The 22533-nt window shown below is 57.5% G+C and carries 26 protein-coding genes; 18 read left to right on the top strand and 8 right to left on the bottom strand.

The genetic code is table 11. The features are described from left to right. Positions 1-196: 196 nt before the first annotated feature. From fliF to rcsA, 14 genes are all read left to right on the top strand, one after another. Positions 197-1879: a flagellar basal-body MS-ring/collar protein FliF gene (fliF, locus tag MOQ06_RS07670; RefSeq protein ID WP_148418150.1), complete on the top strand. Its 1683-nt coding sequence runs from the start codon at positions 197-199 to the stop codon at positions 1877-1879. Next, the gene (gene fliG / locus MOQ06_RS07665; protein WP_148418151.1) at positions 1872-2870 is read left to right on the top strand and encodes a flagellar motor switch protein FliG; all 999 of its coding nucleotides are present in this window, start codon (positions 1872-1874) and stop codon (positions 2868-2870) included. The genes fliF and fliG overlap by 8 nt, the downstream gene beginning before the upstream one ends. Beyond that, positions 2863-3573 carry a flagellar assembly protein FliH gene (fliH, locus tag MOQ06_RS07660; protein ID WP_148418152.1) on the top strand — a complete coding sequence of 237 codons (711 nt, stop codon included), beginning with the start codon at positions 2863-2865 and terminating at the stop codon, positions 3571-3573. Before fliG ends, fliH begins: the two co-directional genes overlap by 8 nt. Then, positions 3573-4943, top strand: a complete 1371-nt coding sequence (gene fliI / locus MOQ06_RS07655) for a flagellar protein export ATPase FliI (protein WP_148418153.1) — start codon at positions 3573-3575, stop codon at positions 4941-4943. The genes fliH and fliI overlap by 1 nt, the downstream gene beginning before the upstream one ends. 21 nt (positions 4944-4964) lie before the next feature. Beyond that, positions 4965-5408, top strand: coding sequence for a flagellar export protein FliJ (gene fliJ, locus MOQ06_RS07650; RefSeq protein WP_006811155.1), 444 nt, complete (start codon positions 4965-4967; stop codon positions 5406-5408). Next, positions 5405-6613 carry a flagellar hook length control protein FliK gene (gene fliK / locus MOQ06_RS07645; RefSeq protein ID WP_242172268.1) on the top strand — a complete coding sequence of 403 codons (1209 nt, stop codon included), beginning with the start codon at positions 5405-5407 and terminating at the stop codon, positions 6611-6613. Before fliJ ends, fliK begins: the two co-directional genes overlap by 4 nt. 106 nt (positions 6614-6719) lie before the next feature. Continuing rightward, complete coding sequence (gene fliL, locus MOQ06_RS07640) at positions 6720-7190, top strand: flagellar basal body-associated protein FliL (protein ID WP_148418155.1); 471 nt, start codon at positions 6720-6722, stop codon at positions 7188-7190. Positions 7191-7194: 4 nt separating this feature from the next. Further along, positions 7195-8199: a flagellar motor switch protein FliM gene (fliM, locus tag MOQ06_RS07635; protein WP_006811158.1), complete on the top strand. Its 1005-nt coding sequence runs from the start codon at positions 7195-7197 to the stop codon at positions 8197-8199. Then, complete coding sequence (gene fliN, locus MOQ06_RS07630; protein WP_003859592.1) at positions 8196-8609, top strand: flagellar motor switch protein FliN; 414 nt, start codon at positions 8196-8198, stop codon at positions 8607-8609. The genes fliM and fliN overlap by 4 nt, the downstream gene beginning before the upstream one ends. Before the next feature lie 2 nt (positions 8610-8611). Continuing rightward, positions 8612-8986, top strand: a complete 375-nt coding sequence (gene fliO, locus MOQ06_RS07625; protein WP_176609993.1) for a flagellar biosynthetic protein FliO — start codon at positions 8612-8614, stop codon at positions 8984-8986. Further along, entirely contained in the window at positions 8986-9723 is a 738-nt protein-coding gene (fliP, locus tag MOQ06_RS07620) for a flagellar type III secretion system pore protein FliP (RefSeq protein ID WP_242172266.1), read from the top strand. Before fliO ends, fliP begins: the two co-directional genes overlap by 1 nt. Before the next feature lie 10 nt (positions 9724-9733). Beyond that, positions 9734-10003: a flagellar biosynthesis protein FliQ gene (fliQ, locus tag MOQ06_RS07615; RefSeq protein WP_003859587.1), complete on the top strand. Its 270-nt coding sequence runs from the start codon at positions 9734-9736 to the stop codon at positions 10001-10003. A 6-nt stretch (positions 10004-10009) separates the two neighbouring features. Further along, the gene (gene fliR / locus MOQ06_RS07610; RefSeq protein WP_242172265.1) at positions 10010-10795 is read left to right on the top strand and encodes a flagellar biosynthetic protein FliR; all 786 of its coding nucleotides are present in this window, start codon (positions 10010-10012) and stop codon (positions 10793-10795) included. Positions 10796-11091: 296 nt separating this feature from the next. Next, a complete protein-coding gene (gene rcsA / locus MOQ06_RS07605) occupies positions 11092-11715 on the top strand; it encodes a transcriptional regulator RcsA (protein WP_148418159.1) in 624 nt (207 codons plus the stop codon). A 98-nt stretch (positions 11716-11813) separates the two neighbouring features. Here the strand turns inward: rcsA and dsrB are convergent, their stop codons facing one another. Beyond that, positions 11814-12002: a protein DsrB gene (gene dsrB, locus MOQ06_RS07600; protein ID WP_242172264.1), complete on the bottom strand. Its 189-nt coding sequence runs from the start codon at positions 12000-12002 to the stop codon at positions 11814-11816. 128 nt (positions 12003-12130) lie between these two features. Here dsrB and yodD point away from each other — a divergent pair, with 128 nt between their 5' ends. Together yodD and MOQ06_RS07590 are read left to right on the top strand one after the other, a co-directional pair. Next, entirely contained in the window at positions 12131-12358 is a 228-nt protein-coding gene (gene yodD / locus MOQ06_RS07595; protein ID WP_063151635.1) for a YodD family peroxide/acid resistance protein, read from the top strand. Between the two features lie 297 nt (positions 12359-12655). Continuing rightward, complete coding sequence (locus tag MOQ06_RS07590; protein WP_242172263.1) at positions 12656-13456, top strand: mannosyl-3-phosphoglycerate phosphatase-related protein; 801 nt, start codon at positions 12656-12658, stop codon at positions 13454-13456. Here the strand turns inward: MOQ06_RS07590 and dgcQ are convergent. The 3 genes from dgcQ to MOQ06_RS07575 all read right to left on the bottom strand — a co-directional run bounded on the left by dgcQ (position 13441) and on the right by MOQ06_RS07575 (position 16398). Beyond that, complete coding sequence (gene dgcQ / locus MOQ06_RS07585) at positions 13441-15141, bottom strand: cellulose biosynthesis regulator diguanylate cyclase DgcQ (protein WP_242172262.1); 1701 nt, start codon at positions 15139-15141, stop codon at positions 13441-13443. The genes MOQ06_RS07590 and dgcQ overlap by 16 nt on opposite strands. Before the next feature lie 84 nt (positions 15142-15225). Further along, positions 15226-15408: a DUF2158 domain-containing protein gene (locus MOQ06_RS07580; protein WP_148418162.1), complete on the bottom strand. Its 183-nt coding sequence runs from the start codon at positions 15406-15408 to the stop codon at positions 15226-15228. A 78-nt stretch (positions 15409-15486) separates the two neighbouring features. After that, complete coding sequence (locus MOQ06_RS07575; protein ID WP_148418163.1) at positions 15487-16398, bottom strand: DUF808 domain-containing protein; 912 nt, start codon at positions 16396-16398, stop codon at positions 15487-15489. Positions 16399-16576: 178 nt separating this feature from the next. Here MOQ06_RS07575 and yedA point away from each other — a divergent pair, with 178 nt between their 5' ends. Further along, positions 16577-17491: a drug/metabolite exporter YedA gene (gene yedA, locus MOQ06_RS07570; RefSeq protein WP_193354687.1), complete on the top strand. Its 915-nt coding sequence runs from the start codon at positions 16577-16579 to the stop codon at positions 17489-17491. Here yedA and MOQ06_RS07565 read toward each other — a convergent pair. From MOQ06_RS07565 to MOQ06_RS07555, 3 genes are read right to left on the bottom strand one after another with little or no spacing between them, the layout of a single operon-like run. Further along, a complete protein-coding gene (locus MOQ06_RS07565; protein ID WP_242172261.1) occupies positions 17463-17954 on the bottom strand; it encodes a very short patch repair endonuclease in 492 nt (163 codons plus the stop codon). The two genes, yedA and MOQ06_RS07565, sit on opposite strands and share 29 nt — an antisense overlap. Then, a complete protein-coding gene (locus MOQ06_RS07560; protein WP_242172260.1) occupies positions 17935-19368 on the bottom strand; it encodes a DNA cytosine methyltransferase in 1434 nt (477 codons plus the stop codon). Before MOQ06_RS07560 ends, MOQ06_RS07565 begins: the two co-directional genes overlap by 20 nt. A gap of 43 nt (positions 19369-19411) precedes the next feature. Beyond that, complete coding sequence (locus tag MOQ06_RS07555) at positions 19412-20113, bottom strand: phosphohydrolase (protein ID WP_242172258.1); 702 nt, start codon at positions 20111-20113, stop codon at positions 19412-19414. A gap of 284 nt (positions 20114-20397) precedes the next feature. Here MOQ06_RS07555 and ompC point away from each other — a divergent pair, with 284 nt between their 5' ends. Further along, entirely contained in the window at positions 20398-21555 is a 1158-nt protein-coding gene (gene ompC / locus MOQ06_RS07550) for a porin OmpC (RefSeq protein ID WP_242172257.1), read from the top strand. Positions 21556-21594: 39 nt separating this feature from the next. On the opposite strand, the gene MOQ06_RS07545 is transcribed toward ompC, so the two are convergent. Next, a complete protein-coding gene (locus tag MOQ06_RS07545; RefSeq protein WP_148418169.1) occupies positions 21595-22458 on the bottom strand; it encodes an N-acetylmuramic acid 6-phosphate etherase in 864 nt (287 codons plus the stop codon). Positions 22459-22533 lie beyond the last annotated feature (75 nt).

The following is a 22533-nucleotide window of genomic DNA, read 5'->3' as shown; positions in this document are numbered from 1 at the left end:
AGACTAACAGCTTGTCAATAAGATAATGGCGGTAAATAGCGTTAAAAAACCAGGTTATTTGACGCATAGAAAATCCCGAATCATCAAATAATGGCAGGGCCATCAGTATGGAACTTTTGTCGTGTTTGCCGACCCGGGAGTCAGTTTTGTTTCTCTACACGAATAACGTAAACCACCAGGATTTAAGAGGTGCGCAATGAGTGCGACAGCAGCATCGACAGCGCCACAGAATAAATCACTCGAGTGGATGAACCGCCTTCGCGCGAACCCTAAAATCCCGTTGATTGTGGCAGGCGCTGCCGCCATCGCGATCGTTGTTGCGATGGTCTTATGGGCAAAAAGCCCGGATTACCGCACGCTCTACAGCAATCTTTCCGACCAGGATGGCGGTGCCATCGTTACCCAGCTGACCCAGATGAACATCCCGTATCGCTTTGCCGATAACGGCGGTGCGCTCGAAGTACCGGCGGATAAAGTGCACGAGCTTCGCCTGCGTCTTGCCCAGCAGGGGCTGCCGAAAGGCGGCGCGGTTGGGTTCGAGCTGCTGGATCAGGAAAAATTCGGCATCAGTCAGTTCAGCGAGCAGGTTAACTACCAGCGCGCGCTGGAAGGCGAGCTGGCCCGCACCATTGAGACCTTAGGCCCGGTGAAGAGTGCCCGCGTGCACCTGGCAATGCCTAAGCCGTCCCTGTTTGTCCGCGAACAAAAATCCCCTTCCGCCTCTGTGACCGTCAACCTCGAACCGGGCCGCGCGCTGGATGAAGGGCAGATCAGCGCCGTCACGCATCTGGTCTCCAGTGCGGTAGCCGGTTTGCCGCCGGGTAACGTCACGCTGGTGGATCAAAGCGGTCACCTGCTGACGCAGTCCAACAGCGCGGGGCGCGATCTCAACGACGCGCAGCTGAAGTATGCCGCCGATGTGGAAGGCCGCCTCCAGCGCCGCATCGAAGCGATCCTCGGTCCGGTTGTGGGCAACAGCAACGTGCACGCGCAGGTCACCGCGCAGATTGATTTCTCAAATAAAGAACAGACCGAAGAACAGTACAGCCCGAACGGGGATGCCTCCCGCGCCGTGCTGCGCTCGCGTCAAATCAACGAAACCGAACAGGTGGGCGGCCAGTATCCTGGCGGCGTGCCGGGCGCGCTCTCTAACCAGCCCGCGCCTGCTAACGCCGCGCCAATCTCCACGCCGCCGGCAAATCAGCAGAACGGTCAGCAAAACGCCCAGCAGACCACCTCTACGGCAAACAGCGCAGGCCCGCGCAACAGCAGCCGTAACGAAACGACCAACTACGAAGTCGACCGTACGATCCGCCATACCAAAATGAACACCGGCGATATTCAGCGCCTCTCCGTTGCCGTGGTGGTGAACTACAAAACGCTGCCGGATGGAAAACCGCTGCCGCTCACCGCGGAGCAGATGAAGCAGATCGAAAACCTGACCCGCGAAGCGATGGGCTTCTCTGAAAAACGCGGCGATACCCTGAACGTCGTCAATTCCCCGTTCAGCGCGGTAGATGAAAGCGGCGGAGAGCTGCCGTTCTGGCAACAGCAGGCGTTTATCGACCAGCTGATGTCCGCGGGCCGCTGGCTGCTGGTGCTGATTGTCGCGTGGCTGCTGTGGCGTAAAGGCGTTCGTCCTCAGCTGCAGCGTCGTGCTGAAGCCGAGAAAGCCGCTAAGGAACAGATGAACACGCGTCAGGACGTGGAGGAAGCGGTTGAAGTTCGCCTCAGCAAAGATGAACAGCTTCAGCAGCGCCGGGCGAATCAGCGCATGGGCGCTGAGGTGATGAGCCAGCGTATTCGCGAAATGTCAGATAACGATCCGCGCGTTGTGGCGCTGGTCATCCGCCAGTGGATGGGTAACGAACATGAGTAACACGCTTACAGGCACCGATAAGAGCGTCATCCTGCTGATGACCATTGGCGAGGATCGTGCGGCAGAGGTGTTTAAACACCTCTCCCAGCGCGAAGTGCAAATTCTCAGCGCGGCGATGGCGAACGTGCGCCAGATCTCCAACAAGCAGCTGACCGAGGTGTTGTCCGAGTTTGAGCAGGAAGCAGAACAGTTCGCGGCGCTCAACATCAACGCCAACGACTACCTGCGCTCCGTGCTGGTCAAGGCGCTGGGCGAAGAGCGCGCCGCCAGCCTGCTGGAAGATATTCTCGAAACGCGCGATACCGCGAGCGGGATCGAAACGCTCAACTTTATGGAGCCGCAGAGCGCCGCGGATCTTATTCGCGACGAGCACCCGCAGATTATCGCCACCATTCTGGTCCACCTCAAACGGGGCCAGGCGGCCGATATTCTGGCGCTGTTCGACGAGCGCCTGCGCCACGACGTGATGCTGCGTATCGCCACCTTCGGCGGCGTCCAGCCAGCCGCGCTGGCGGAGCTGACCGAAGTGCTGAACAACCTGCTCGACGGCCAGAACCTCAAGCGCAGCAAAATGGGCGGCGTGAGAACGGCGGCAGAAATTATCAACCTGATGAAAACCCAGCAGGAAGAAGCCGTTATTACGGCGGTACGCGAGTTCGACGGCGAACTGGCGCAGAAAATTATCGACGAGATGTTCCTGTTCGAAAACCTGGTCGAAGTGGACGATCGCAGCATCCAGCGCCTGCTCCAGGAAGTGGATTCGGAATCCCTGCTTATCGCCCTCAAGGGTGCCGAGCAGCCGCTGCGCGAGAAGTTCCTGCGCAACATGTCCCAGCGTGCGGCAGATATTCTGCGCGACGACCTGGCCAACCGTGGTCCGGTGCGTCTGTCTCAGGTAGAGAACGAGCAGAAAGCGATCCTGCTTATCGTTCGTCGTCTGGCGGAAACCGGCGAGATGGTGATTGGCAGCGGAGACGACACCTATGTCTGATGAACTGTCGTGGAAGCGCTGGACGCCTGACGACCTCTCCCCTCCTGCCGCGGCGTTTACGCCCGCCGTCCTGTCATCCGACGAGGACGACACCGGTGCAGAGGAGGTGCCGGAGCTGAGCGAGGAGGAACAGCGCGCCCAGATGCTGGCCCAGCTGCAAATGCAGGCTCACGAGCAGGGCTTTAACGCCGGGATGAGCGAAGGTCGTCAGACTGGCCACGCGCAGGGCTATCAGGAAGGGATGGCAAAAGGTTTAGAGCAGGGTATTGAGCAGGCGCGCCAGCAGCAGGCGCCGCTTCATGCCCGCATGCAGCAGCTGGTGAGCGAGTTTCAGCACACGCTGGACGCGCTGGACAGCGTCATCGCCTCGCGCCTGATGCAGATGGCGCTCGAGGCGGCCCGCCAGGTAATTGGCCAGACGCCGGTGGTGGATAACGCGGCGCTGATTAAGCAGATCCAGGCCCTGCTCCAGCAGGAGCCGCTGTTCAGCGGTAAGCCGCAGCTGCGCGTTCACCCGGATGACCTACAGCGCGTGGAGGAGAGCCTCGGCGCAACCCTGAGCCTGCACGGCTGGCGCCTGCGGGGCGACCCGTCGCTCCATCACGGGGGCTGTAAAGTCTCCGCCGATGAGGGCGACCTGGATGCCAGCGTCGCGACCCGCTGGCAGGAACTGTGCCGCCTGGCGGCACCGGGAGTCGTCTGATGACCGCACGCCTGACGCGCTGGCTCAACACGCTCGATAATTTTGAAACGAAGATGGCGCAGCTGCCGTCCGTTCGTCGTTATGGACGCCTGACGCGTGCCACCGGCCTGGTGCTGGAGGCCACGGGCCTGCAGCTTCCGCTCGGCGCCACCTGCGTGATTGAGCGTCAGGACGGCCTGGAGATGCGCGAAGTGGAGAGCGAAGTGGTCGGGTTTAACGGCCAGCGGCTCTTCCTGATGCCCCTTGAGGAAGTGGAGGGCATTTTGCCCGGCGCGCGCGTCTACGCGAAAAACATCACCGGCGATGGGCTGCAAAGCGGCAAACAGCTGCCGCTCGGCCCGGCGCTGCTGGGGCGCGTGCTGGACGGAAGCGGTAAGCCGCTTGACGGCCTCCCCTCCCCCGACACCACCGAAACCGGGGCGCTGATCACGCAGCCGTTTAACCCGCTGCAGCGCACGGCCATCGAGCATGTGCTGGATACCGGCGTTCGCCCCATCAACGCCCTGCTCACCGTAGGCCGCGGGCAGCGTATGGGCCTGTTCGCCGGATCCGGCGTCGGTAAATCCGTTCTGCTCGGCATGATGGCGCGCTATACCCAGGCGGACGTCATCGTCGTTGGCCTGATCGGCGAGCGCGGTCGCGAAGTAAAAGACTTCATCGAAAATATTCTGGGTGCGGAAGGCCGCGCCCGTTCGGTAGTGATCGCCGCACCGGCTGACGTGTCGCCGCTGCTGCGTATGCAGGGAGCCGCCTATGCCACCCGCATTGCGGAAGATTTCCGCGATCGGGGCCAGCACGTGCTGCTGATCATGGACTCCCTGACCCGTTACGCGATGGCGCAGCGTGAAATCGCGCTGGCCATTGGTGAGCCACCGGCCACCAAAGGCTATCCGCCGTCCGTCTTTGCCAAACTCCCGGCGCTGGTTGAACGCGCGGGGAACGGCATCAGCGGCGGAGGGTCGATTACCGCGTTCTACACGGTGCTGACCGAAGGCGATGACCAGCAGGATCCGATTGCCGACTCCGCGCGCGCGATCCTCGACGGCCATATTGTGCTGTCGCGCCGTCTGGCCGAAGCCGGGCACTATCCCGCTATCGATATTGAAGCCTCGATCAGCCGCGCGATGACGGCGCTGATTACCGAGAAGCACTACGCCCGCGTGCGTAACTTCAAACAACTGCTCTCCAGCTTCCAGCGCAACCGCGATCTGGTCAGCGTTGGGGCGTACGCCAAAGGCAGCGACCCGATGCTCGATAAGGCGATTGCCCTGTGGCCGCAGCTGGAGGCATTTCTGCAACAGGGTATTTTTGAACGCGCCGACTGGGACGATTCCATCCAGGCTCTGGAGCTGATTTTCCCGCAGGCGTAACACAGGTGGAGGGCGAAGGTCATGGCGCAAAACAGCGCGTTATCAACGCTAAAAGATCTGGCTGAAAAAGAAGTTGACGATGCCGCACTGCAGCTTGGCGCAATGCGGCGCGGGTGCCAGCAGGCTGAAGAGCAGTTGAAGATGTTAATCGACTATCAGCATGAATATCGCACCAACCTTAACACCGACATGACGCAGGGCATTGGCAGCCAGCGCTGGATTAACTACCAGCAGTTTATCCAGACGCTGGAAAAGGCAATTGAGCAGCATCGCCAGCAGCTTAACCAGTGGACCCAAAAAGTGGATACCGCGCTCAATTTCTGGCGCGAGAAAAAACAGCGGCTGCAGGCCTGGCAAACGTTACAGGACCGGCAGATTGCCGCCTCGACCCTGGCGGAAAACCGTCTGGATCAGAAAAAAATGGATGAGTTTGCCCAGCGCGCATCAATGAGGAAACCAGAATGATCACACTGCAACAACTGCTGATGACCGACAGCGACCTGACCGGCGGCACGCTGGCCGGAAAAGGCGCTGAGGGTGCGCAGGATTTTCTCTCTCTGCTGGCGGGCGCGCTGACGGAGACCACCGGTAAAGGTAAAGATGCGCCGCTGACGCTGGCCGACCTGAAGGCGGCGGGCAGCAAACTGTCGAAAGCGGCGCAGGAAAAGAGCGGTGATACCGCGCTCCAGGCCAAAATCGCCGAGCTGATTACCCGCCAGGAGACGCTATCCGGGGATGACACCACCCTGCAAAGCCTCGTCTCCGGGCTTAAGCCTGCGACGGGCACCGATGCGCTGAAGGTGCTGGCCCATGCGGATGCGAAAGCAGACCCCGACGCCGCCACCGACGAAGACGAGCTGGCCGGGCTAAGCGCGCTGATGGCGATGCTGCCGCACCAGCAGATCGCCGCGCCGGTAGCGCCGCAGCCTGCGGGTACCGGGGGAGCCGCGCCGCGTGCCGCCCTCACCCCTGCCCTGGCCCAGACGGGTAACGGCCCGCAATCGACGTTTAGCCGCACGTTAACCGGTCAGGAAAACGTATCGGTTCAGGATAGCGATAAGACGCTGCCCGCCGCGGCAACCCTTACGCCTGTTGTCGCCGCCGCCGCTGAGAAACAGGACGTGCTGAGCACCCCGTCGTCCACCGCGGGCCCAACCGCAACGCTGGCACCGATACTTAGCGGCCTGACGCCGTCTCAGCCAGCCGCGACCGTTGCCACTGCGCCGGTGCTAAGCCAGCCGCTGGGCACGCCAGAATGGCAGCAGAACCTGAGCCAGCACATCACGCTGTTCACTAAGCAGGGACAGCAGACCGCGGAGCTGCGTCTGCACCCGGAGGATCTGGGCCAGGTGCACATTTCGCTTAAGCTCGATGACAACCAGGCACAGCTGCAGATGGTTTCCCCGCACGGCCACGTCCGCGCGGCGCTGGAAGCGGCCCTGCCTGTCCTGCGCACGCAGCTTGCGGAAAACGGCATTCAGCTTTCACAAAGCAGCGTCAGCGGTGAGAGCTTTGCCGGACAGCAGCAGTCCTCATCCGGACAACAGCAGCACGCGTCACGTTCCGGCCAGCACGGCGGCTTTAACGATGAGGGCGAGGAGCTATTGCCGGTCCCTGCCGCCCTGCAATCCGCCGCTCGCGGCACCAGTGCCGTAGACATCTTTGCCTAAACGCCAGAGGTAACGTGATTATCCCCGTCTTTTCCACGCTTTGACCTAAGCCGGACACGGGATAATCACCGTATTAAGCTGTACCGAAACAGGAAGCTCGTATCAGATGACAGACTCCGCTATCACCAAAAAAAGCAAGCGTTCCATCTGGATCCCGCTGCTGGTGTTGATTACCCTCGCGGCCTGCGCCACCGCAGGCTACAGTTACTGGCGTATGCAGCAGGAACCGTCCACCGCTGCCGCCAAGGCTGAAGTGCCGCCACCTCCGGCGCCGGTCTTCTTCCCGCTGGATACGTTCACCGTTAACCTGGGCGATGCGGATCGCGTGCTTTACGTGGGCATTACGCTGCGTCTGAAGGATGAAGCGACCCGTGCGCGTCTGAACGATTACCTGCCGGAAGTGCGCAGCCGTCTGCTGCTGCTGTTCTCCCGTCAGGATGCCTCCGCGCTCGCCACCGATGTGGGTAAGCAAAAGCTGGTCGACGCGATTAAACAGACGCTGTCGACCCCGCTGGTCAACGGCCAACCTAAGCAGGAAGTCACTGACGTTCTGTATACAGCCTTCATTCTGCGGTAACGACATGGGCGACAGTATTCTTTCTCAGGCAGAAATCGACGCGCTGCTCAACGGCGACAGCGATAAGAGTGACGATCCGAAACCGGGTCTCACCGGCGACGACAATATTCGTCCCTACGATCCCAACACCCAGCGCCGCGTGGTGCGCGAGCGTCTCCAGGCGCTGGAGATCATCAACGAACGTTTTGCACGTCAGTTCCGCATGGGGCTGTTTAACCTGCTGCGACGTAGCCCGGACATCACCGTGGGTGCGATCCGCATTCAGCCGTATCATGAGTTTGCCCGCAACCTGCCGGTGCCAACCAACCTTAACCTGATCCATCTGAAGCCGCTGCGCGGTACCGGCCTTGTGGTGTTCTCGCCTAGCCTGGTCTTTATTGCAGTGGATAACCTGTTCGGTGGCGACGGCCGTTTCCCGACCAAAGTGGAAGGGCGCGAATTTACCCATACCGAACAGCGCGTGATTAACCGCATGCTGAAGCTGGCGCTGGAGTCTTACAGCGACGCGTGGAAGGCGATTAACCCGCTGGAAGTGGAGTACGTCCGTTCCGAGATGCAGGTGAAGTTTACCAACATCACGACTTCGCCGAACGACATCGTGGTCAACACCCCGTTCCACGTTGAGATCGGCAACCTGACGGGCGAGTTCAACATCTGCCTGCCGTTCAGCATGATTGAACCGCTGCGCGAGCTGCTGGTGAACCCGCCGCTGGAAAACTCACGCCATGAAGATCAGAACTGGCGTGAAAACCTGGTGCGTCAGGTACAGCATTCGCAGCTGGAGCTGGTGGCTAACTTTGCCGATATCTCCATGCGCCTGTCCCAGATCCTGAAATTACAACCCGGCGACGTTTTGCCGATAGACAAACCCGACCGCATTATTGCCCACGTGGATGGCGTACCCGTGCTGACAAGCCAGTACGGCACGATTAATGGTCAGTATGCGTTACGCGTTGAGCACCTGATCAACCCGATTTTGAATTCGCTGAATGAGGAACAGCCCAAATGAGTGACATGAACAATCCGTCCGATGAAAACAGCGGAGCACTGGACGATCTGTGGGCTGACGCGTTAAACGAGCAAAAAACCACGCCGACGAAAAGCGCGGCGGACGCGGTATTCCAGCAGCTGGGCGGCGGCGACGTCAGCGGCACGCTGCAGGATATCGACCTGATTATGGATATTCCGGTCAAGCTGACCGTTGAGCTGGGCCGCACCCGCATGACCATCAAAGAGCTGCTGCGCCTGACCCAGGGCTCCGTGGTGGCGCTTGACGGTCTGGCCGGCGAGCCGCTGGATATTCTGATCAACGGCTACCTGATTGCCCAGGGCGAAGTGGTGGTGGTGGCCGATAAATACGGCGTGCGCATCACCGACATCATCACCCCTTCCGAACGTATGCGTCGCCTGAGCCGTTAAGCATGAAAACCCAGGCAACAATTTCCGCGCCCTCCGCCGTGCCCGGCTCACCGCTGCTTCAGGTGAGCGGTGCGCTGTTCGGTATTATTGCCTTTATCCTTATCGCCGCCTGGCTGGCAAAGCGTTTCGGCCTGGCGGGGAAAACGGCCGGCACGCGCGGGCTGAAGGTCAGCGCCAGCACGACGCTCGGGCCGCGCGAGCGCGTGGTCATTGTTGAAGTTGACGATGCGCGACTGGTGCTGGGCGTTACCGCCTCCAGCATCAACGTCCTTCACACGCTGCCGCCTGCGCCCGCCGCGGTGGAGGCTAACGCACAAGCCCCTGCGGATTTTCAGTCCGTCATGAAGAGTTTGCTCAAGCGTTCCGGGAGATCCTGATGCGCCGTTTGTTACCCTTTACGCTGGCAGGCCTGAGCCTGTTCGCCCCCGCTGTGTATGCGCAACTGCCGGGGCTGGTTTCAACGCCGCTGGCGAACGGCGGACAAAGCTGGTCCCTGTCCGTGCAGACGCTGGTGTTCATCACCTCGCTGACCTTTATTCCGGCGATCCTGCTGATGATGACCAGCTTCACCCGCATCATCATCGTGTTCGGCCTGCTGCGCAACGCGCTCGGTACGCCCTCCGCGCCGCCGAATCAGGTGCTGCTGGGGCTAGCCCTGTTCCTGACCTTTTTCATTATGTCGCCGGTTATCGATAAGATTTACACCGAGGCGTACCAGCCGTTCAGCGAAGATAAGATTTCGATGCAGGTCGCGCTGGAGAAAGGGGCGCAGCCGTTACGGGAATTCATGCTTCGCCAGACGCGCGAAGCGGATTTGGCCCTGTTCGCCCGCCTCGCCAACACGGGCGAGCTTCAGGGGCCGGAAGCGGTGCCGATGCGTATCCTGCTGCCGGCTTACGTCACCAGCGAGCTGAAAACAGCGTTCCAGATTGGCTTCACCATTTTCATTCCGTTCCTGATCATTGACCTGGTGATCGCCAGCGTCCTGATGGCGCTCGGGATGATGATGGTTCCGCCTGCCACCATTGCCCTGCCCTTTAAGATCATGCTGTTCGTGCTGGTCGACGGCTGGCAGCTGCTGGTCAGCTCGCTGGCGCAGAGTTTCTACAGTTGAGGAGCGCGCAATGACGCCTGAGTCGGTCATGATGATGGGCACGGAGGCGATGAAGGTCGCGATTGCCGTTGCCGCCCCCCTGCTGCTGGTCGCGCTGGTGACCGGTCTGATTATCAGTATTCTTCAGGCCGCCACGCAGATTAACGAGATGACCCTGTCGTTTATCCCGAAGATCATCGCCGTCTTCGTGGCGATTATCGTTGCCGGGCCATGGATGCTCAACTTGCTGCTGGACTATATGCGCAACCTGTTCACTAACCTGCCGTACATCATCGGCTGACGGACGATGCTTCATTTCACCAGCGATCAGTTTGTTCAGTGGCTCGGCATCTATTTCTGGCCGATGCTGCGCATCATGGCGCTGATCTCAACCGCCCCTATTCTCAGTGAGAAATCGATACCCAAGCGCGTCAAGGTTGGGCTGGGCATCGTTATCACCATTATCGTTGCCCCTGCCCTGCCGCCGGTAGATATTCCGATTTTTTCCCCGAACGCCGTCTGGATTGCCCTACAGCAGGTAATGATCGGCGTGGCGGTTGGGTTTACGATGCAGCTTGCCTTCGCCGCGGTGCGTACCGCGGGGGAACTGATCGGCTTGCAGATGGGCTTATCCTTCGCGACCTTCGTTGACCCGGGCAGCCATCTGAATATGCCGGTGCTGGCGCGGATTATTGACCTGCTGGCGATGCTGCTGTTTCTCACGTTCAACGGCCATCTGTGGCTGATCTCCATGCTGGTGGATACCTTCCACACGTTGCCGATTGGTGATGACCCGGTGAACAGCAACGCCTTTCTGGCGCTGGTGCGCGCTGCCGGGCTTATCTTCCTGAACGGGCTGATGCTGGCGCTGCCGATCATCACCCTGCTGCTGACCGTCAACCTCGCGTTAGGGTTACTCAACCGCATGGCGCCGCAGCTGTCGGTATTTGTCATCGGCTTTCCGGTGACGCTGACGGTAGGGCTTTTATTAATGTCATTGCTGATGCCACTTATCGCCCCCTTCTGCGAGCATTTATTCAGTGAGATATTCAATCTGTTAGCGGATATTGTCAGCGAACTTCCACGCAAATAATAACCCCCAGCGTTTGCAATGTCTTTCTGAGGATATTCCTAAAATAAAACTCAAAAAACATCTACCAGGATATATCTGACGCGGTTTAAATGTTTCTAACCACCTCACAATACTTAATATTTACTTTACTTTAAGATGATTCCTGGCAAATTATACGTAACTTTACGGGATAGTGAGTCCGCCTGAAAGTCTTTGTCATGCTCACAGGTTTATTAGGTTTTATCCATCCCGTATGGCTGTTTATGAGCTCTCAGGCAGATGGTGAATTATCGTTACGCATTGAGTGAGGGTATGCCATGTCAACGATCATTATGGATTTATGCAGCTACACCCGGCTAGGGTTAACCGGGTACTTAGCAAGCAGAGGGGTAAAAAAGAGAGATATCAACGATGCGCACACCGTTGAAGAACTCGCAGCCGCTTGTGACGTTCACAAGCCAGGCGTGGTGTTTATTAATGAGGACTGTTTCATTCACGATCCCGCTAACAGTCAGCACATTAAGCAAATCATTAATCAGCATCCTAAGACCTTGTTTATTGTCTTTATGGCGATCGCCAATATTCATTTCGATGAATATTTGTTGGTCCGTAAAAACTTATTAATCAGCTCTAAATCGATTAAACCAGAGTCACTTGATGATATTCTGGGCGATTACCTGAATAAAGAAGTTAAGAATGTAGGTGCGGTTAACTTACCCACCCTATCATTAAGCAGAACTGAATCAAGTATGCTAAGAATGTGGATGGCTGGACAAGGGACAATTCAGATCTCAGACCAGATGAATATTAAGGCAAAAACAGTATCGTCACACAAAGGAAATATTAAAAGGAAAATTAAAACGCATAATAAGCAAGTGATATACCATGTCGTACGCCTGACAGATAATGTGACGAACGGGATTTTCGTTAATATGCGCTAAGCTGCACGGCCATGTTGTACCCTACCTCTATCTCTGGCCTGGCCAGAGATTTTGCTTTTTAGCCGCAGAAGCCGGGGTGACAAGCCCCCGACGCCGCGCTATTCCGCCGTTTCCACAAAGATCCCATCCGGATGCCCCAGTTCGTTAAAGAACCAGATGCCGAGCGGGTAGTCTTCCAGCGACACGAGGTACATCGTGCCTTCATTGAACTCTTCTAATGCCAGCACCACGCCCGGGCGGCGCGGCCCACCGTCCGTTTTCACGGTTACCCGATCGTTGACCTTCATACTTTCCTCCTGTGGTTTTGAGCCAGTGTAGAACAAAATGGATTGCCTGACATCGGCGCCGGGCGCGAATGGCGTTTTTGTGTGCGGTCTATACTTAGCTGTGGAGATGGTTAAATGAGGAGCCCGTAATGAAGACCGACAAAGAGTACAGCGACACCATCAAGCGTGAGGTAGAAGTGGATGTCGACGCCCTGCTTGCCGCCATTAACGAAATTAGCGAGTCCGAAGTACATCGCGCCGAGGATAATTCAGACCATGTCGTGGTTAACGGACGTGACTATCACACCTACCGTGAACTCGCCGAGGCGTTCGAGCTCGACATTCATGATTTTAGCGTCTCGGAGACGAACCGCTAGGATGAAAAAAATCCCGGTCATGGGGATGACCGGGATCAAACTTGCTTATGCAAGAAGCACTTGTAAATTCGTTACACCAGGAAATCTGATGCAGGTAAGACATTAGCCCCATCGGTTTTGTCTTACAAGCATATATTCTCTGAGCGAATATAATATTTTATACATGTGAATTTTTGTTATGAGTATAAACCTGCGTGGGGTGTGGGTTTGTCGGGATCGTTACCGGTTCAACGGGGTGACAACGCTTCTATTTTTTAAGAATTTTCTCATAAAAACCGCCATCATCCGGGAGAGTTTATGCCTTCGCTTCAGGAGACGCTGCTCGTCTTTACCGACCTCGACGGCACGCTGTTGGATTTTCATACCTTCGACTGGCAGCCCGCCGCCGCGTGGCTGGAGAGGCTGCAGGATGAGCAGGTTCCGGTCATACTGTGCAGCAGCAAAACGGCGTCGGAGATGAACGATATCCAGCAGGAGCTGGGGCTTGTCGGTCTGCCGTACGTTGCGGAAAACGGTGCGGTGATCCAGCCTGACGTCCGGTGGGAAAACGCCGCGCGTTTCATTTCAGAAAAGCAGCACGGCGGTATTCGGGAATTCATCGAGCGGGTTCGCCTGGAGCTGCACCTCAAGTTCACCACCTTCGATGATGTGGATGAGCGGGTCGTGGCCGAATGGACGGGGCTAAGCCGCCCGCGCTCCGTGCTGGCACGCCAGCACGAGGCTTCCGTGACGCTTATCTGGCGCGACAGCGATGGGCAAATGCAGCGCTTTGCACGGCTGCTGGCCGGACAGGGGCTGAAGATCGTGCAGGGCGCGCGCTTCTGGCACATTCTGGACACGCGCTGCGGAAAAGACGTGGCGGTTAACTGGCTGGTTGAGCGCTATCGCCAGCGCGACGGCTCAGACTTCACGACGCTGGGTCTGGGAGACGGCCCCAACGATGCGCCGCTGCTGGACAGCGTAGACTATGCGGTGGTCGTCAAAGGCTTCAACCGGGCAGGCATCAGCCTGAAGAACGACAGCCCCGCACGGGTTTATCATTCCCGGCTCAGCGGACCGGCTGGCTGGCGCGAAGGGCTTGATTACTTTTTTTCCTGATCCTGCCAGATAACCCGGTTACGCCCGCTCTGTTTCGCCTCGTACAGCCGTGCATCGGCGGCGGATTGCAGTTGTTCAAAGTGATAGTTGCCCTTCTCCTGCGCCCCGGAGACGCCAAACGACGCGCTCACGCGCAGGGTCGTGCTCTTTTTAATCAGAATTTCTTTGCTGTCGATTCGCTCGCGGATACGTTCGGCCACCTCAGCCGCCTCCTCCAGCGTCAGCCCGGGCAGCACCACGCAGAACTCCTCGCCGCCGACGCGCCCGGCAATATCGCCGGCGCGAACGGTGCTGGCAATCAGCCCCGCCGCATGGGACAACACCTTATCACCCGCCTGGTGACCGAAACGATCGTTGATGCTCTTGAAGCAGTCCAGATCGATCTGAATGATGGAGAACGGCAGCGACTGCTGTTCACACTGCTTCGCCAGCACTTTCGCCCGCTCGAACAGCGCCCCGCGATTATTCAGCCGGGTAAGCGGATCGTGCCAGGCCTGCCACTGCAGCGAGTTCTGCAACGAATACATATTGCTGACCATGCGCCGGATCACCAGCCATGAAATGAGCAGCATTGCGGTAAACAGCGCCCAGAGCAGGGCCAGCACGATGCTGATACTGCCGAAATCACCGCGAACCCCCTCATCCAGGGTGTGTACCCGCAGGACGAGGCCGTCGAAATGATCGAGGCGCGCCCAGCTGATAAAGCGGCTTCCCAGGCGAATGCCGCCCTCGGTGTCCAGCTCTATAGCGTGCGCGATTTGCGCCAATTCCCGCTCGTCGAAGTGATTAACCTCCTCTGCCGGGGTCTCAGTCGTCGCGAGCATGTTGAGGCGGCTGTCATACAGCTGGTACTCCCCTTCCGTATGGTCGTCCATCGCCTCCACCAGCAGCTGGCGTATGGTGGCAAAGGTGAAATCCATCGCCACTACGCCATACCAGACGTGATGGTAATAGACCGGCACGCTGGCGGTAATGAGCGGCTGTTTACCCGCAAAAGCCGAGGGAGGCGAGATAAACCACCGAACCGCCCGCGCCCGGTTTTCACGATCTGTCTGCTGCGTAAACCAGGGCTGCGTGACCAGATGGTAATAGCGCTGGGCAATATCGCCGTGATGCGCAGGCGTATCCGTTTCCAGAAAAAACCCAGCGCGAGAAACGTATAATACCCGCTCCTCGTGGCGTGAATTTGTGGAGGCCAGGCGCAGTAAATAGCCCACTTCGAGCGCGGCGGAGAGCTCGTTATCCAGGTAATCGTCATCGCGAGTGAGCAGCGTTGTTTTTTCAACAAACGCATCCGAAACGCCGTTGATCGGCAGCGTGCGCTTTTTATCGACCGCGATTTGCCAGACGGGGGAACGCCGCACGCGTTCAAAACGCTTTACCGCATCCTGCAGGACCCCAAACGCCAGCGGCGTCTCCAGCGCGTCCAGCATGCTGTGGCGAAAGTAGAGCATTTTATTGACGCTAAACTGGAGCTGTCTGTCCAGCGAGCTGGCAACGGTTTCCAGATGGTTACGCTGGCTGGAGATGTAAGCCTCCTCCAGCACCACGACTTCGCGCCAGGTCAGGAGGGTGGAGAAGATCAGCACAACAATAAAACAGAGGTTAACAACCAAAAGGGGATTGCTACGCTTGTGCAGCCATTGCAAAAAAGATTGTTTAACAACGTACGTATCGTGCTGCACACACACTCCCTGATTGCCGTTCACCCTGCGGCATGGTAACCCATCAGTCAGTAAAAACGCCCGGCAGAGCCGGGCGTTACGTGATTAAGCCTTATCGCGACTTTGCCTTTCATCACCGGGCTGAAGCTCGTCTTCACGAAAAGCCTCGCGCTTAATGCCGTATCCATCATGCCACCGGCATTCCACCATTCCGCTGGAATAACCGGTGACGATCATGCTCGGACCGCCACCCTTAGGCTTAACTTCATCACTGACCAAAAAGACCATACCTGCCTCCTGTATCAGGGTGAAACGTTATCAATTTAGACGAGGAACGCGCTTTTTGCACCCGCAGCGAGTCAATAATTAATGCGATGTGCCGCGTACTTTTCCAACCAGCTTAACCACTGCCACCACAATGAGGCCGACGATAAAGCCCAGCACGAGGTTAAGCAGCGTCGGCAGAATGGCGGCGACCACCGTACCATGTCCTGACGCCAGATGTTCAATCGCATGATGCAGCGCGGCAACGCCGTGTACAATAATTCCGCCGCCGACCAGGAACATCGCCAGGGTACCCACGATTGACAAACTTTTCATCAGCCACGGAGCCAGCACCAGCAGGCTTTTGCCGATGCCGCGCGCAATGGCGCTGGATTTTTTTTCCAGCCAGAAGCCGATATCGTCCAGCTTGACGATAAGACCGACCAGGCCATACACCCCAACCGTCACAAGAATGGCGATCAGCGACAGCACCATGACCTGGTTCATCAGCGGTGCTTCGGAGACGATCCCAAGCGTAATCGCCACAATCTCAGCCGAGAGAATGAAGTCGGTACGAACCGCGCCTTTGATTTTATCGCGCTCAAACGTTTTAGGATCCTGCGCGGCCAGCGCTTCCAGACGCTGCTGGCGCATCTCAGGGGTATCTTTCTCCTTGCGCGCCGCAAGCATGTGCAGCACTTTTTCGGCACCTTCAAAGCACAGGAACGCGCCGCCAATCATCAGCAATGGCGTAATGGCCCAGGGAATAAAGGCGCTGATCAGCAGCGCCAGCGGAACGAGGATCACCTTGTTAATAAAAGATCCTTTCGCCACGCCCCACACCACCGGCAGCTCACGGTTCGCCCGCACGCCGCTAACCTGCTGCGCGTTCAGCGACAGATCGTCTCCCAGCACCCCGGCGGTTTTCTTCGCCGCCAGTTTTCCCATCACCGAAATGTCATCAAGCAGCGTGGCGATATCGTCCAGTAATGTTAATAAGCTACTTCCTGCCAAAATCTCTATCCTTCTTTTTTTGCTAATTAAGTGAATAGTATGGAACAAAACTCGCGGCCCGGAAACAGGCACCTCGCGTCAACAAAAATTTCACATAACCAGCACAATTAAAGCGCTCGCCAGCGAGATAGTTTTGGCGTTAACTATGAGCGAACTTTTTATTTCGTCGTGAGGGACTATGCGTTTCCGGCATCTGCTACCGCTCATTGGAGCACTTTTTTCCCTGTATATCATCTGGGGATCCACCTATTTTGTTATCCGTATTGGCGTGGAAAGCTGGCCCCCGCTGATGATGGCCGGCATTCGCTTTCTTGCAGCCGGCGTGCTGCTGCTGGCGTTTTTACTGCTGCGCGGCCATAGGCTTCCGCCGCTGCGCCCGATGCTTAACGCCGCCCTGATCGGCCTGCTGCTGCTGGCTATGGGCAACGGTGCGGTTACCGTCGCCGAACATCAGAACGTGCCGTCGGGGATCGCCGCGGTGGTCGTCGCGACCGTGCCGCTGTTCACGCTCTGCTTTAGTCGTCTGTTCGGGATCCGCACCCGCAAGCTCGAATGGCTGGGCATCGCGATTGGGCTTGCGGGAATCATCATGCTCAACAGCGGCGGTAACCTGAGCGGCAATCCGTGGGCGGCGGTGATGATCATGATTGGCTCCATGAGCTGGGCCTTCGGCTCGGTCTACGGCTCTCGCATTGAACTGCCTGCCGGGATGATGGCGGGTGCCATTGAGATGCTCGCGGCGGGCATCGTGCTGCTGATTGCCTCCACGATAGCGGGCGAAAAGCTGACGGCGATGCCGGGTCTGTCCGGTTTCCTGGCCGTCGGGTATCTGGCGCTGTTTGGCTCCATTATCGCCATCAACGCCTATATGTACCTTATCCGCAACGTATCGCCGGCGATCGCCACCAGCTACGCCTACGTTAACCCAGTGGTTGCCGTACTGCTGGGCACCGGTTTTGCCGGCGAAGTCCTGTCGACGATTGAATGGCTGGCGCTGGGGGTCATTGTCTTTGCGGTGGTGCTGGTCACGCTGGGTAAATATTTGCTGCCCGCGAAGCCGATCGTCACGGCGTGTGGGGCGGAGAAACCGTGATCGGGTGAATGCCCTGCGTATCGATCTGCGCGGCCTGACCGCCGCCGCAGATCCACTCTTCCAGCCGCTCGGTCAGGGCGTCGTCACCGAGCTGCAGTTTGCCGCGCAGCGCGCACTCCCAGACGATCAGCACGCGCCAGCCCTGAGCGAAAAGCGCCGAAACGTCGCGCTTGTCGCGCTCGACGTTCTTGCCAATCTTCTCCAGCCAGAAATCGGTGCGCGTCGCCGGGACTTTAAACAGATAGCAGTCGTGGTGATGCCAGAAACAGCCGTGGGTAAAGATGATGCACCGGTAAGCGTCGATCACGAAATCAGGACGCCCGGCAAGCGCGGCATCCTGAACCCGGAACGTAAACCCGACGGCGCTCAGGAGGCCCGCAATCCGCTTTTCGATCGCGGTATCACGCGTGCCGATCGCGCGCATGTTCTTGCTGCGCGTGGCCTTATTGTGAACGTCCGCCATTGACGGCCTCACTCTTGCGAATTTCAACCGCCTTACCGATGCGCGACACCAGCAGTTTTGCTACGGCGGCAAAGGCAGGCACCACAACCGAGTTGCCGAACTGGCGATAGGCCTGGGTATCCGACACCGGAATACGGAAGCGGTAGCCCTGCGGCGTCTCAAAACCCATCAGACGCGCGCATTCGCGCGGCGTTAAGCGACGCGGTCGGTGCTGCTGGTTGTGCGGATCGTCAAAATCCTTTTCGCCCAGCGCCCTATCCCATCCCCGGTCAATCAGGATCTCCGCGCCGTCCTTGTAGTAGCGCGCCGACAGCGTGCGCGTCACGCTGTCGGGATTAAGCGGGTTGACCATGCCAAAACCAAAGCCGTTGCCCTTAGCCTGATGCTTTTTGGCATAGCGATAGAGGTATTTCCACAACACCGGCGTCAGGATGAATTTGGCGTCAACGGCGGGCTCCAGCAGATCCGCAACCGTCGGGCGGCGCGCCGGATACAGCGAGGGCAAATCACGCAGCGTAAAGTCGCCTTTCAGATCCAGATCGCGACGGAAGCCTACCAGCACGATACGTTCCCGATGCTGCGGCAGGAAGTGTTTGCCGTCGATAATTTTCGGATCGTCCGGCCCCATATCGTCCGCGTCCGCCACGTCGTAACCCAGCTCATCCAGGGTTTGCATGATAATGCGGAAGGTTTTTCCGCCGTCATGGCTCTTTAAATTCTTGACGTTTTCCAGCACAAAAATCGCCGGGCGGCGGGCGTCGATGATGCGGGCAACGTCAAAGAACAGCGTTCCCTGCGTATCGCAGGCAAAGCCGTGCGCGCGGCCCAGCGCGTTCTTCTTCGAGACGCCTGCCAGCGAGAACGGCTGGCACGGAAAGCCGGCCAGCAGCACATCGTGCGCCGGGATGGTGTTGCGAATGTGCTCAGCGGCTTCTTCGTCGCTGACGCCGCTTTTGTGGCTCAGGGTGACGTCGCGGATGTCGGCATTGAACTGGTGCTCGTCGGGGTCGCAGTACCAGTTCGCCTTATAGGTGCGCACGGCATGCTTATTCCATTCGCTGGTGAACACGCACTGCCCACCAATGGCTTCAAAGCCGTGGCGAATGCCGCCGATGCCGGCAAAGAGATCGATAAAACGAAAGGCATAATTCGGATGCGCAGCGGGTGGGCGCGGCAGCAAATTTTGCAGGTAGCGGAACTCGCCGTCGCTGAGGCGGTGCCCTGCCCTGTCGCTTATCAACAGCCGCTTGAGTATTGCCGGGCTCCAGTGGCTTTCGCCATGGGCCTCCAGCTGGTTTGCCAGCGTTTTAGCATCGTACATTTCCAGCAGCTGACGCAGCAGTCCCTGCACAGATGCCGTTGATTTCTCAACCCGCTCGGGCGCGGGTACAGTCACTGATAGATTTTCCAGCATTCTCTTAACCGGGCAATAAAGACAGAAAACAGATTACCACAGTTCAGGATCGCAAACTGCGACGGAAATGGTTCAGCACCCGGCTATCCGTTCCGAGATAATCGCCCTGTAGTTCAGCGCTGAGCTTCGCCATAAACTGGATCAGGAAGTCGGCATTGTGGAGCGCAAGCTCGCGTCCTCGCGGGGTTTGCATGGTGTCCGGCAGGCGCAAGAGTTTGGTCTGGAAGTGGTCGAGCGCGAAGGTTTTATCATCCAGCGGTCGGGCACCGGCAAACGGGTCGTCGGCATCGAACAGCGCGACGCCCAGCGCACCGGACACGGCAAAAACGCGCGCCAGGCCGATAGCGCCTAAGGCCTCCAGCCGGTCGGCATCCTGCACGATTTTCGCCTCAAGGCTTTGCGGCGCAACCCCGGCGCTGAAGCTATGCGCCTCAATGGCATGCTCAACGGCCGCATAGCGCTCTGGCGGGAAGTCAGGAAAATCGCGGCGCAGGATCTCACGCGTTTTGCGCGCCGCCAGCAGCGAGGACTGGCTCCGATCGGGATGATTTTTCGGCAGGCTGACAACGTCATGGAAGTAGCATGCGGTCAGCACAACCAGCGGCTCGATGTCGTGCTCAGCCATAATGTTCTGTGCCGTCACCCAGACGCGGCGAAAATGGGCGATATCGTGGGCCGCATCATCGGTGAAATGGTTTTCATCCAGCCAGCGTTCAAAACGGTGCTGCCACTGCGCAAGTTCCATACTCTCATCCTGTTGCTCAAAAGAGGGTTAATTATAATACACCCGAATCAAACCCACTTAAAAATAGAAGCGCGAAATACTTAATAATAATTACAGCTCATATTTTCAATGAATTAATTCACCTGAAAAATAAAGAGATAAAAAGAAATATTTTGTAATCTTTTTACCCATTTAATTACATTTATTTTTGAAACTAAATAACTCTTCATAGAATAGTATCGGCCATGTAGTTACGGAGGGTAATTACATATATTCAGACAAATTATATTTAAAGGGAATATATAATGAAAAGAAAAGTTCTGGCAATTCTTGTACCCGCATTATTAATGGCTGGCGCAGCAAATGCGGCTGAGATGTACAACAAAAACGGCAACAAGGTCGACCTGTACGGTAAAGTCGATGCGCGTCACACCTTCTCTGACCATGCAGGCGACGACGGTGACGAAACTTATGTACAGGTTGGTTTCAAAGGCGAAACGCAGATCGCTAACGATCTGGTGGGCTATGGTCAGTGGGAATATAAAACCTACGCTAACGATACCGAAGGTGCGGGCGACAAATCTTTTAACCGTCTGGCCTACGCTGGCCTGAAATACGGTGAATATGGCTCATTTGATTACGGTCGTAATTACGGCGTCGTGTACGACGTTGAAGCCTGGACCGATATGCTGCCGGTATTTGGTGGTGATTCCTACACCTGGACTGACAACTATATGGTTGGCCGTACTAATGGCGTGGCGACCTACCGTAATAATGATTTCTTTGGTCTGGTCGACGGCCTTAATTTTGCGCTGCAATACCAGGGTGCTAACGAAGGCGCGAACGCAAACGAAGATCAGGAAGGCACCAAAAACGGACATGACGATGTGCGTTTCCAGAACGGCGACGGCTTCGGTATGTCGAGCACCTATAACTTCGATTTCGGTCTGACGCTGGGTGCGGCGTATTCTTCCTCTGACCGCTCTAATAAGCAGGAAGCCTATGGCAAGCATTACAGCGCACATTTCGCTGGTGGCGAAACAGCCGAAGCATGGACCATTGGTGCAAAATACGATGCCAATAACGTCTATCTGGCGATGATGTATGCAGAAACCCGCAACATGACCCCATACGGTGATTATGGTATCGCGGATCAGACTCAGAACTTCGAAGCCGTTGCACAGTACCAGTTCGACTTCGGCCTGCGTCCATCTCTGGCATGGGTTTACTCGAAAGGCAAAGATATGACCTATCCAGGCACCGCCGGTAACCCGCAGGGTCAAAAAGGCGACATGGATCTGGTTAACTACATCGACGTGGGCATGACCTACACCTTTAATAAGAACTTCTCAACCTATGTTGATTACAAGATCAACATGCTGGACAACGATGAGCGCTTCTATGAAGCCAACGGTATTTCTACCGACGACATCGTTGGCGTAGGCATGACCTACCAGTTCTAATCCCCAAAACAGTAAAGCCCGCTACGCGGGCTTTTTATTTTATGGCGCTTCCTGCAAGGCCAGACGGATAAACCCGTTATTCTGCGCCAGCAGCTCATGCGCTTTCCACGCATCTAGCCCCGTCAGCACCATCAGCACCGCCGTTTTGCAGTGGTGGTTACAGCTCTCCAGCGCGGCCTTCGCCTGCGCCCGGGTGCATCCTCCCGCCTCCATTACAATGGCGATTTGCCGTTCGGCCCACCGGGTGCTGGTGGCCTCAATATCAACGCGCAGGTTGCTGTATACTCGTCCGGTTCTTACCGCCAGACCGGTGGTGACCATATTCAGGATCATTTTTTGCGCGATGCCCGCTTTGGTATTCGCGTACCCGGCCACCACATCGGCACCCGGATCGGGCGCAATCACCATGCTCGCCAGCTGCGCCGCCTCGCTTTGCGTATCCCCCGTGACCAGAGCAACCGTTGAGCCCAAAGACCAGGCATGGCGCATCGCGCCCCACACCCACGGCGTTTTGCCGCTAACGGACAGCGCCAGCATCATGTCGTGCTCGCCAAAATTGATCGTCTGGAGATCGGCAACGCCGCGCTCGTAGCTTCCGGCGTTATCGCCTGCCGTAATCGCAATGACGGGATGTTTACCTGGCGCAAACTCCGCCGCCGCCTGCTCCGCCACGCGTCCGGACGCGCCCGCGCCGGTCAGGACCAGACGTCCGCCGTGGCTAAGGGTTGCCGCCGCGTTATCTACCACGCGGGCGAGCATCGTCAGGTGTGGGGTAAGTGCAGAAGCGATCTGTGCGTCATCCTGGTGAATGACTTTCAGCATATCCAGCGTGGATAATCTGTCGATATTCATCGTGCTGGCGTGCCGTTTTTCCCTGGCCGTACCGGTAAGCATAATGCTCATAAACTGCCTCCTTATTATGAGTACCCCCACACTATAAAGTGTTTTATATAGGTCACCTGAGAGGAGGGTCACGAA

Origin of the sequence: Enterobacter sp. I4, from assembly GCF_022669095.1 — a bacterium.
Classification (GTDB): domain Bacteria; phylum Pseudomonadota; class Gammaproteobacteria; order Enterobacterales; family Enterobacteriaceae; genus Enterobacter; species Enterobacter pasteurii.
The sequence above is the reverse complement of the archived record's forward strand: the minus strand, read 5'-3'. Positions and strand labels throughout refer to the sequence as shown.

Bases quoted from the DNA above. Each gene is read 5' to 3' on its own strand.
- fliL (WP_148418155.1), top strand. From the start codon at position 6,720: ATGACAGACTCCGCTATCACCAAAAAAAGCAAGCGTTCCATCTGGATC.
- yodD (WP_063151635.1), top strand. From the start codon at position 12,131: ATGAAGACCGACAAAGAGTACAGCGACACCATCAAGCGTGAGGTAGAA.
- fliI (WP_148418153.1), top strand. From the start codon at position 3,573: ATGACCGCACGCCTGACGCGCTGGCTCAACACGCTCGATAATTTTGAA.
- fliK (WP_242172268.1), top strand. From the start codon at position 5,405: ATGATCACACTGCAACAACTGCTGATGACCGACAGCGACCTGACCGGC.
- fliP (WP_242172266.1), top strand. From the start codon at position 8,986: ATGCGCCGTTTGTTACCCTTTACGCTGGCAGGCCTGAGCCTGTTCGCC.
- fliN (WP_003859592.1), top strand. From the start codon at position 8,196: ATGAGTGACATGAACAATCCGTCCGATGAAAACAGCGGAGCACTGGAC.
- fliJ (WP_006811155.1), top strand. From the start codon at position 4,965: ATGGCGCAAAACAGCGCGTTATCAACGCTAAAAGATCTGGCTGAAAAA.
- fliH (WP_148418152.1), top strand. From the start codon at position 2,863: ATGTCTGATGAACTGTCGTGGAAGCGCTGGACGCCTGACGACCTCTCC.
- fliM (WP_006811158.1), top strand. From the start codon at position 7,195: ATGGGCGACAGTATTCTTTCTCAGGCAGAAATCGACGCGCTGCTCAAC.
- dsrB (WP_242172264.1), bottom strand. From the start codon at position 12,002: ATGAAGGTCAACGATCGGGTAACCGTGAAAACGGACGGTGGGCCGCGC.
- fliR (WP_242172265.1), top strand. From the start codon at position 10,010: ATGCTTCATTTCACCAGCGATCAGTTTGTTCAGTGGCTCGGCATCTAT.
- MOQ06_RS07590 (WP_242172263.1), top strand. From the start codon at position 12,656: ATGCCTTCGCTTCAGGAGACGCTGCTCGTCTTTACCGACCTCGACGGC.
- fliF (WP_148418150.1), top strand. From the start codon at position 197: ATGAGTGCGACAGCAGCATCGACAGCGCCACAGAATAAATCACTCGAG.
- MOQ06_RS07560 (WP_242172260.1), bottom strand. From the start codon at position 19,368: ATGCTGGAAAATCTATCAGTGACTGTACCCGCGCCCGAGCGGGTTGAG.
- fliQ (WP_003859587.1), top strand. From the start codon at position 9,734: ATGACGCCTGAGTCGGTCATGATGATGGGCACGGAGGCGATGAAGGTC.
- MOQ06_RS07580 (WP_148418162.1), bottom strand. From the start codon at position 15,408: ATGGTCTTTTTGGTCAGTGATGAAGTTAAGCCTAAGGGTGGCGGTCCG.
- MOQ06_RS07545 (WP_148418169.1), bottom strand. From the start codon at position 22,458: ATGAGCATTATGCTTACCGGTACGGCCAGGGAAAAACGGCACGCCAGC.
- MOQ06_RS07565 (WP_242172261.1), bottom strand. From the start codon at position 17,954: ATGGCGGACGTTCACAATAAGGCCACGCGCAGCAAGAACATGCGCGCG.
- fliO (WP_176609993.1), top strand. From the start codon at position 8,612: ATGAAAACCCAGGCAACAATTTCCGCGCCCTCCGCCGTGCCCGGCTCA.
- yedA (WP_193354687.1), top strand. From the start codon at position 16,577: ATGCGTTTCCGGCATCTGCTACCGCTCATTGGAGCACTTTTTTCCCTG.
- ompC (WP_242172257.1), top strand. From the start codon at position 20,398: ATGAAAAGAAAAGTTCTGGCAATTCTTGTACCCGCATTATTAATGGCT.
- rcsA (WP_148418159.1), top strand. From the start codon at position 11,092: ATGTCAACGATCATTATGGATTTATGCAGCTACACCCGGCTAGGGTTA.
- MOQ06_RS07555 (WP_242172258.1), bottom strand. From the start codon at position 20,113: ATGGAACTTGCGCAGTGGCAGCACCGTTTTGAACGCTGGCTGGATGAA.
- fliG (WP_148418151.1), top strand. From the start codon at position 1,872: ATGAGTAACACGCTTACAGGCACCGATAAGAGCGTCATCCTGCTGATG.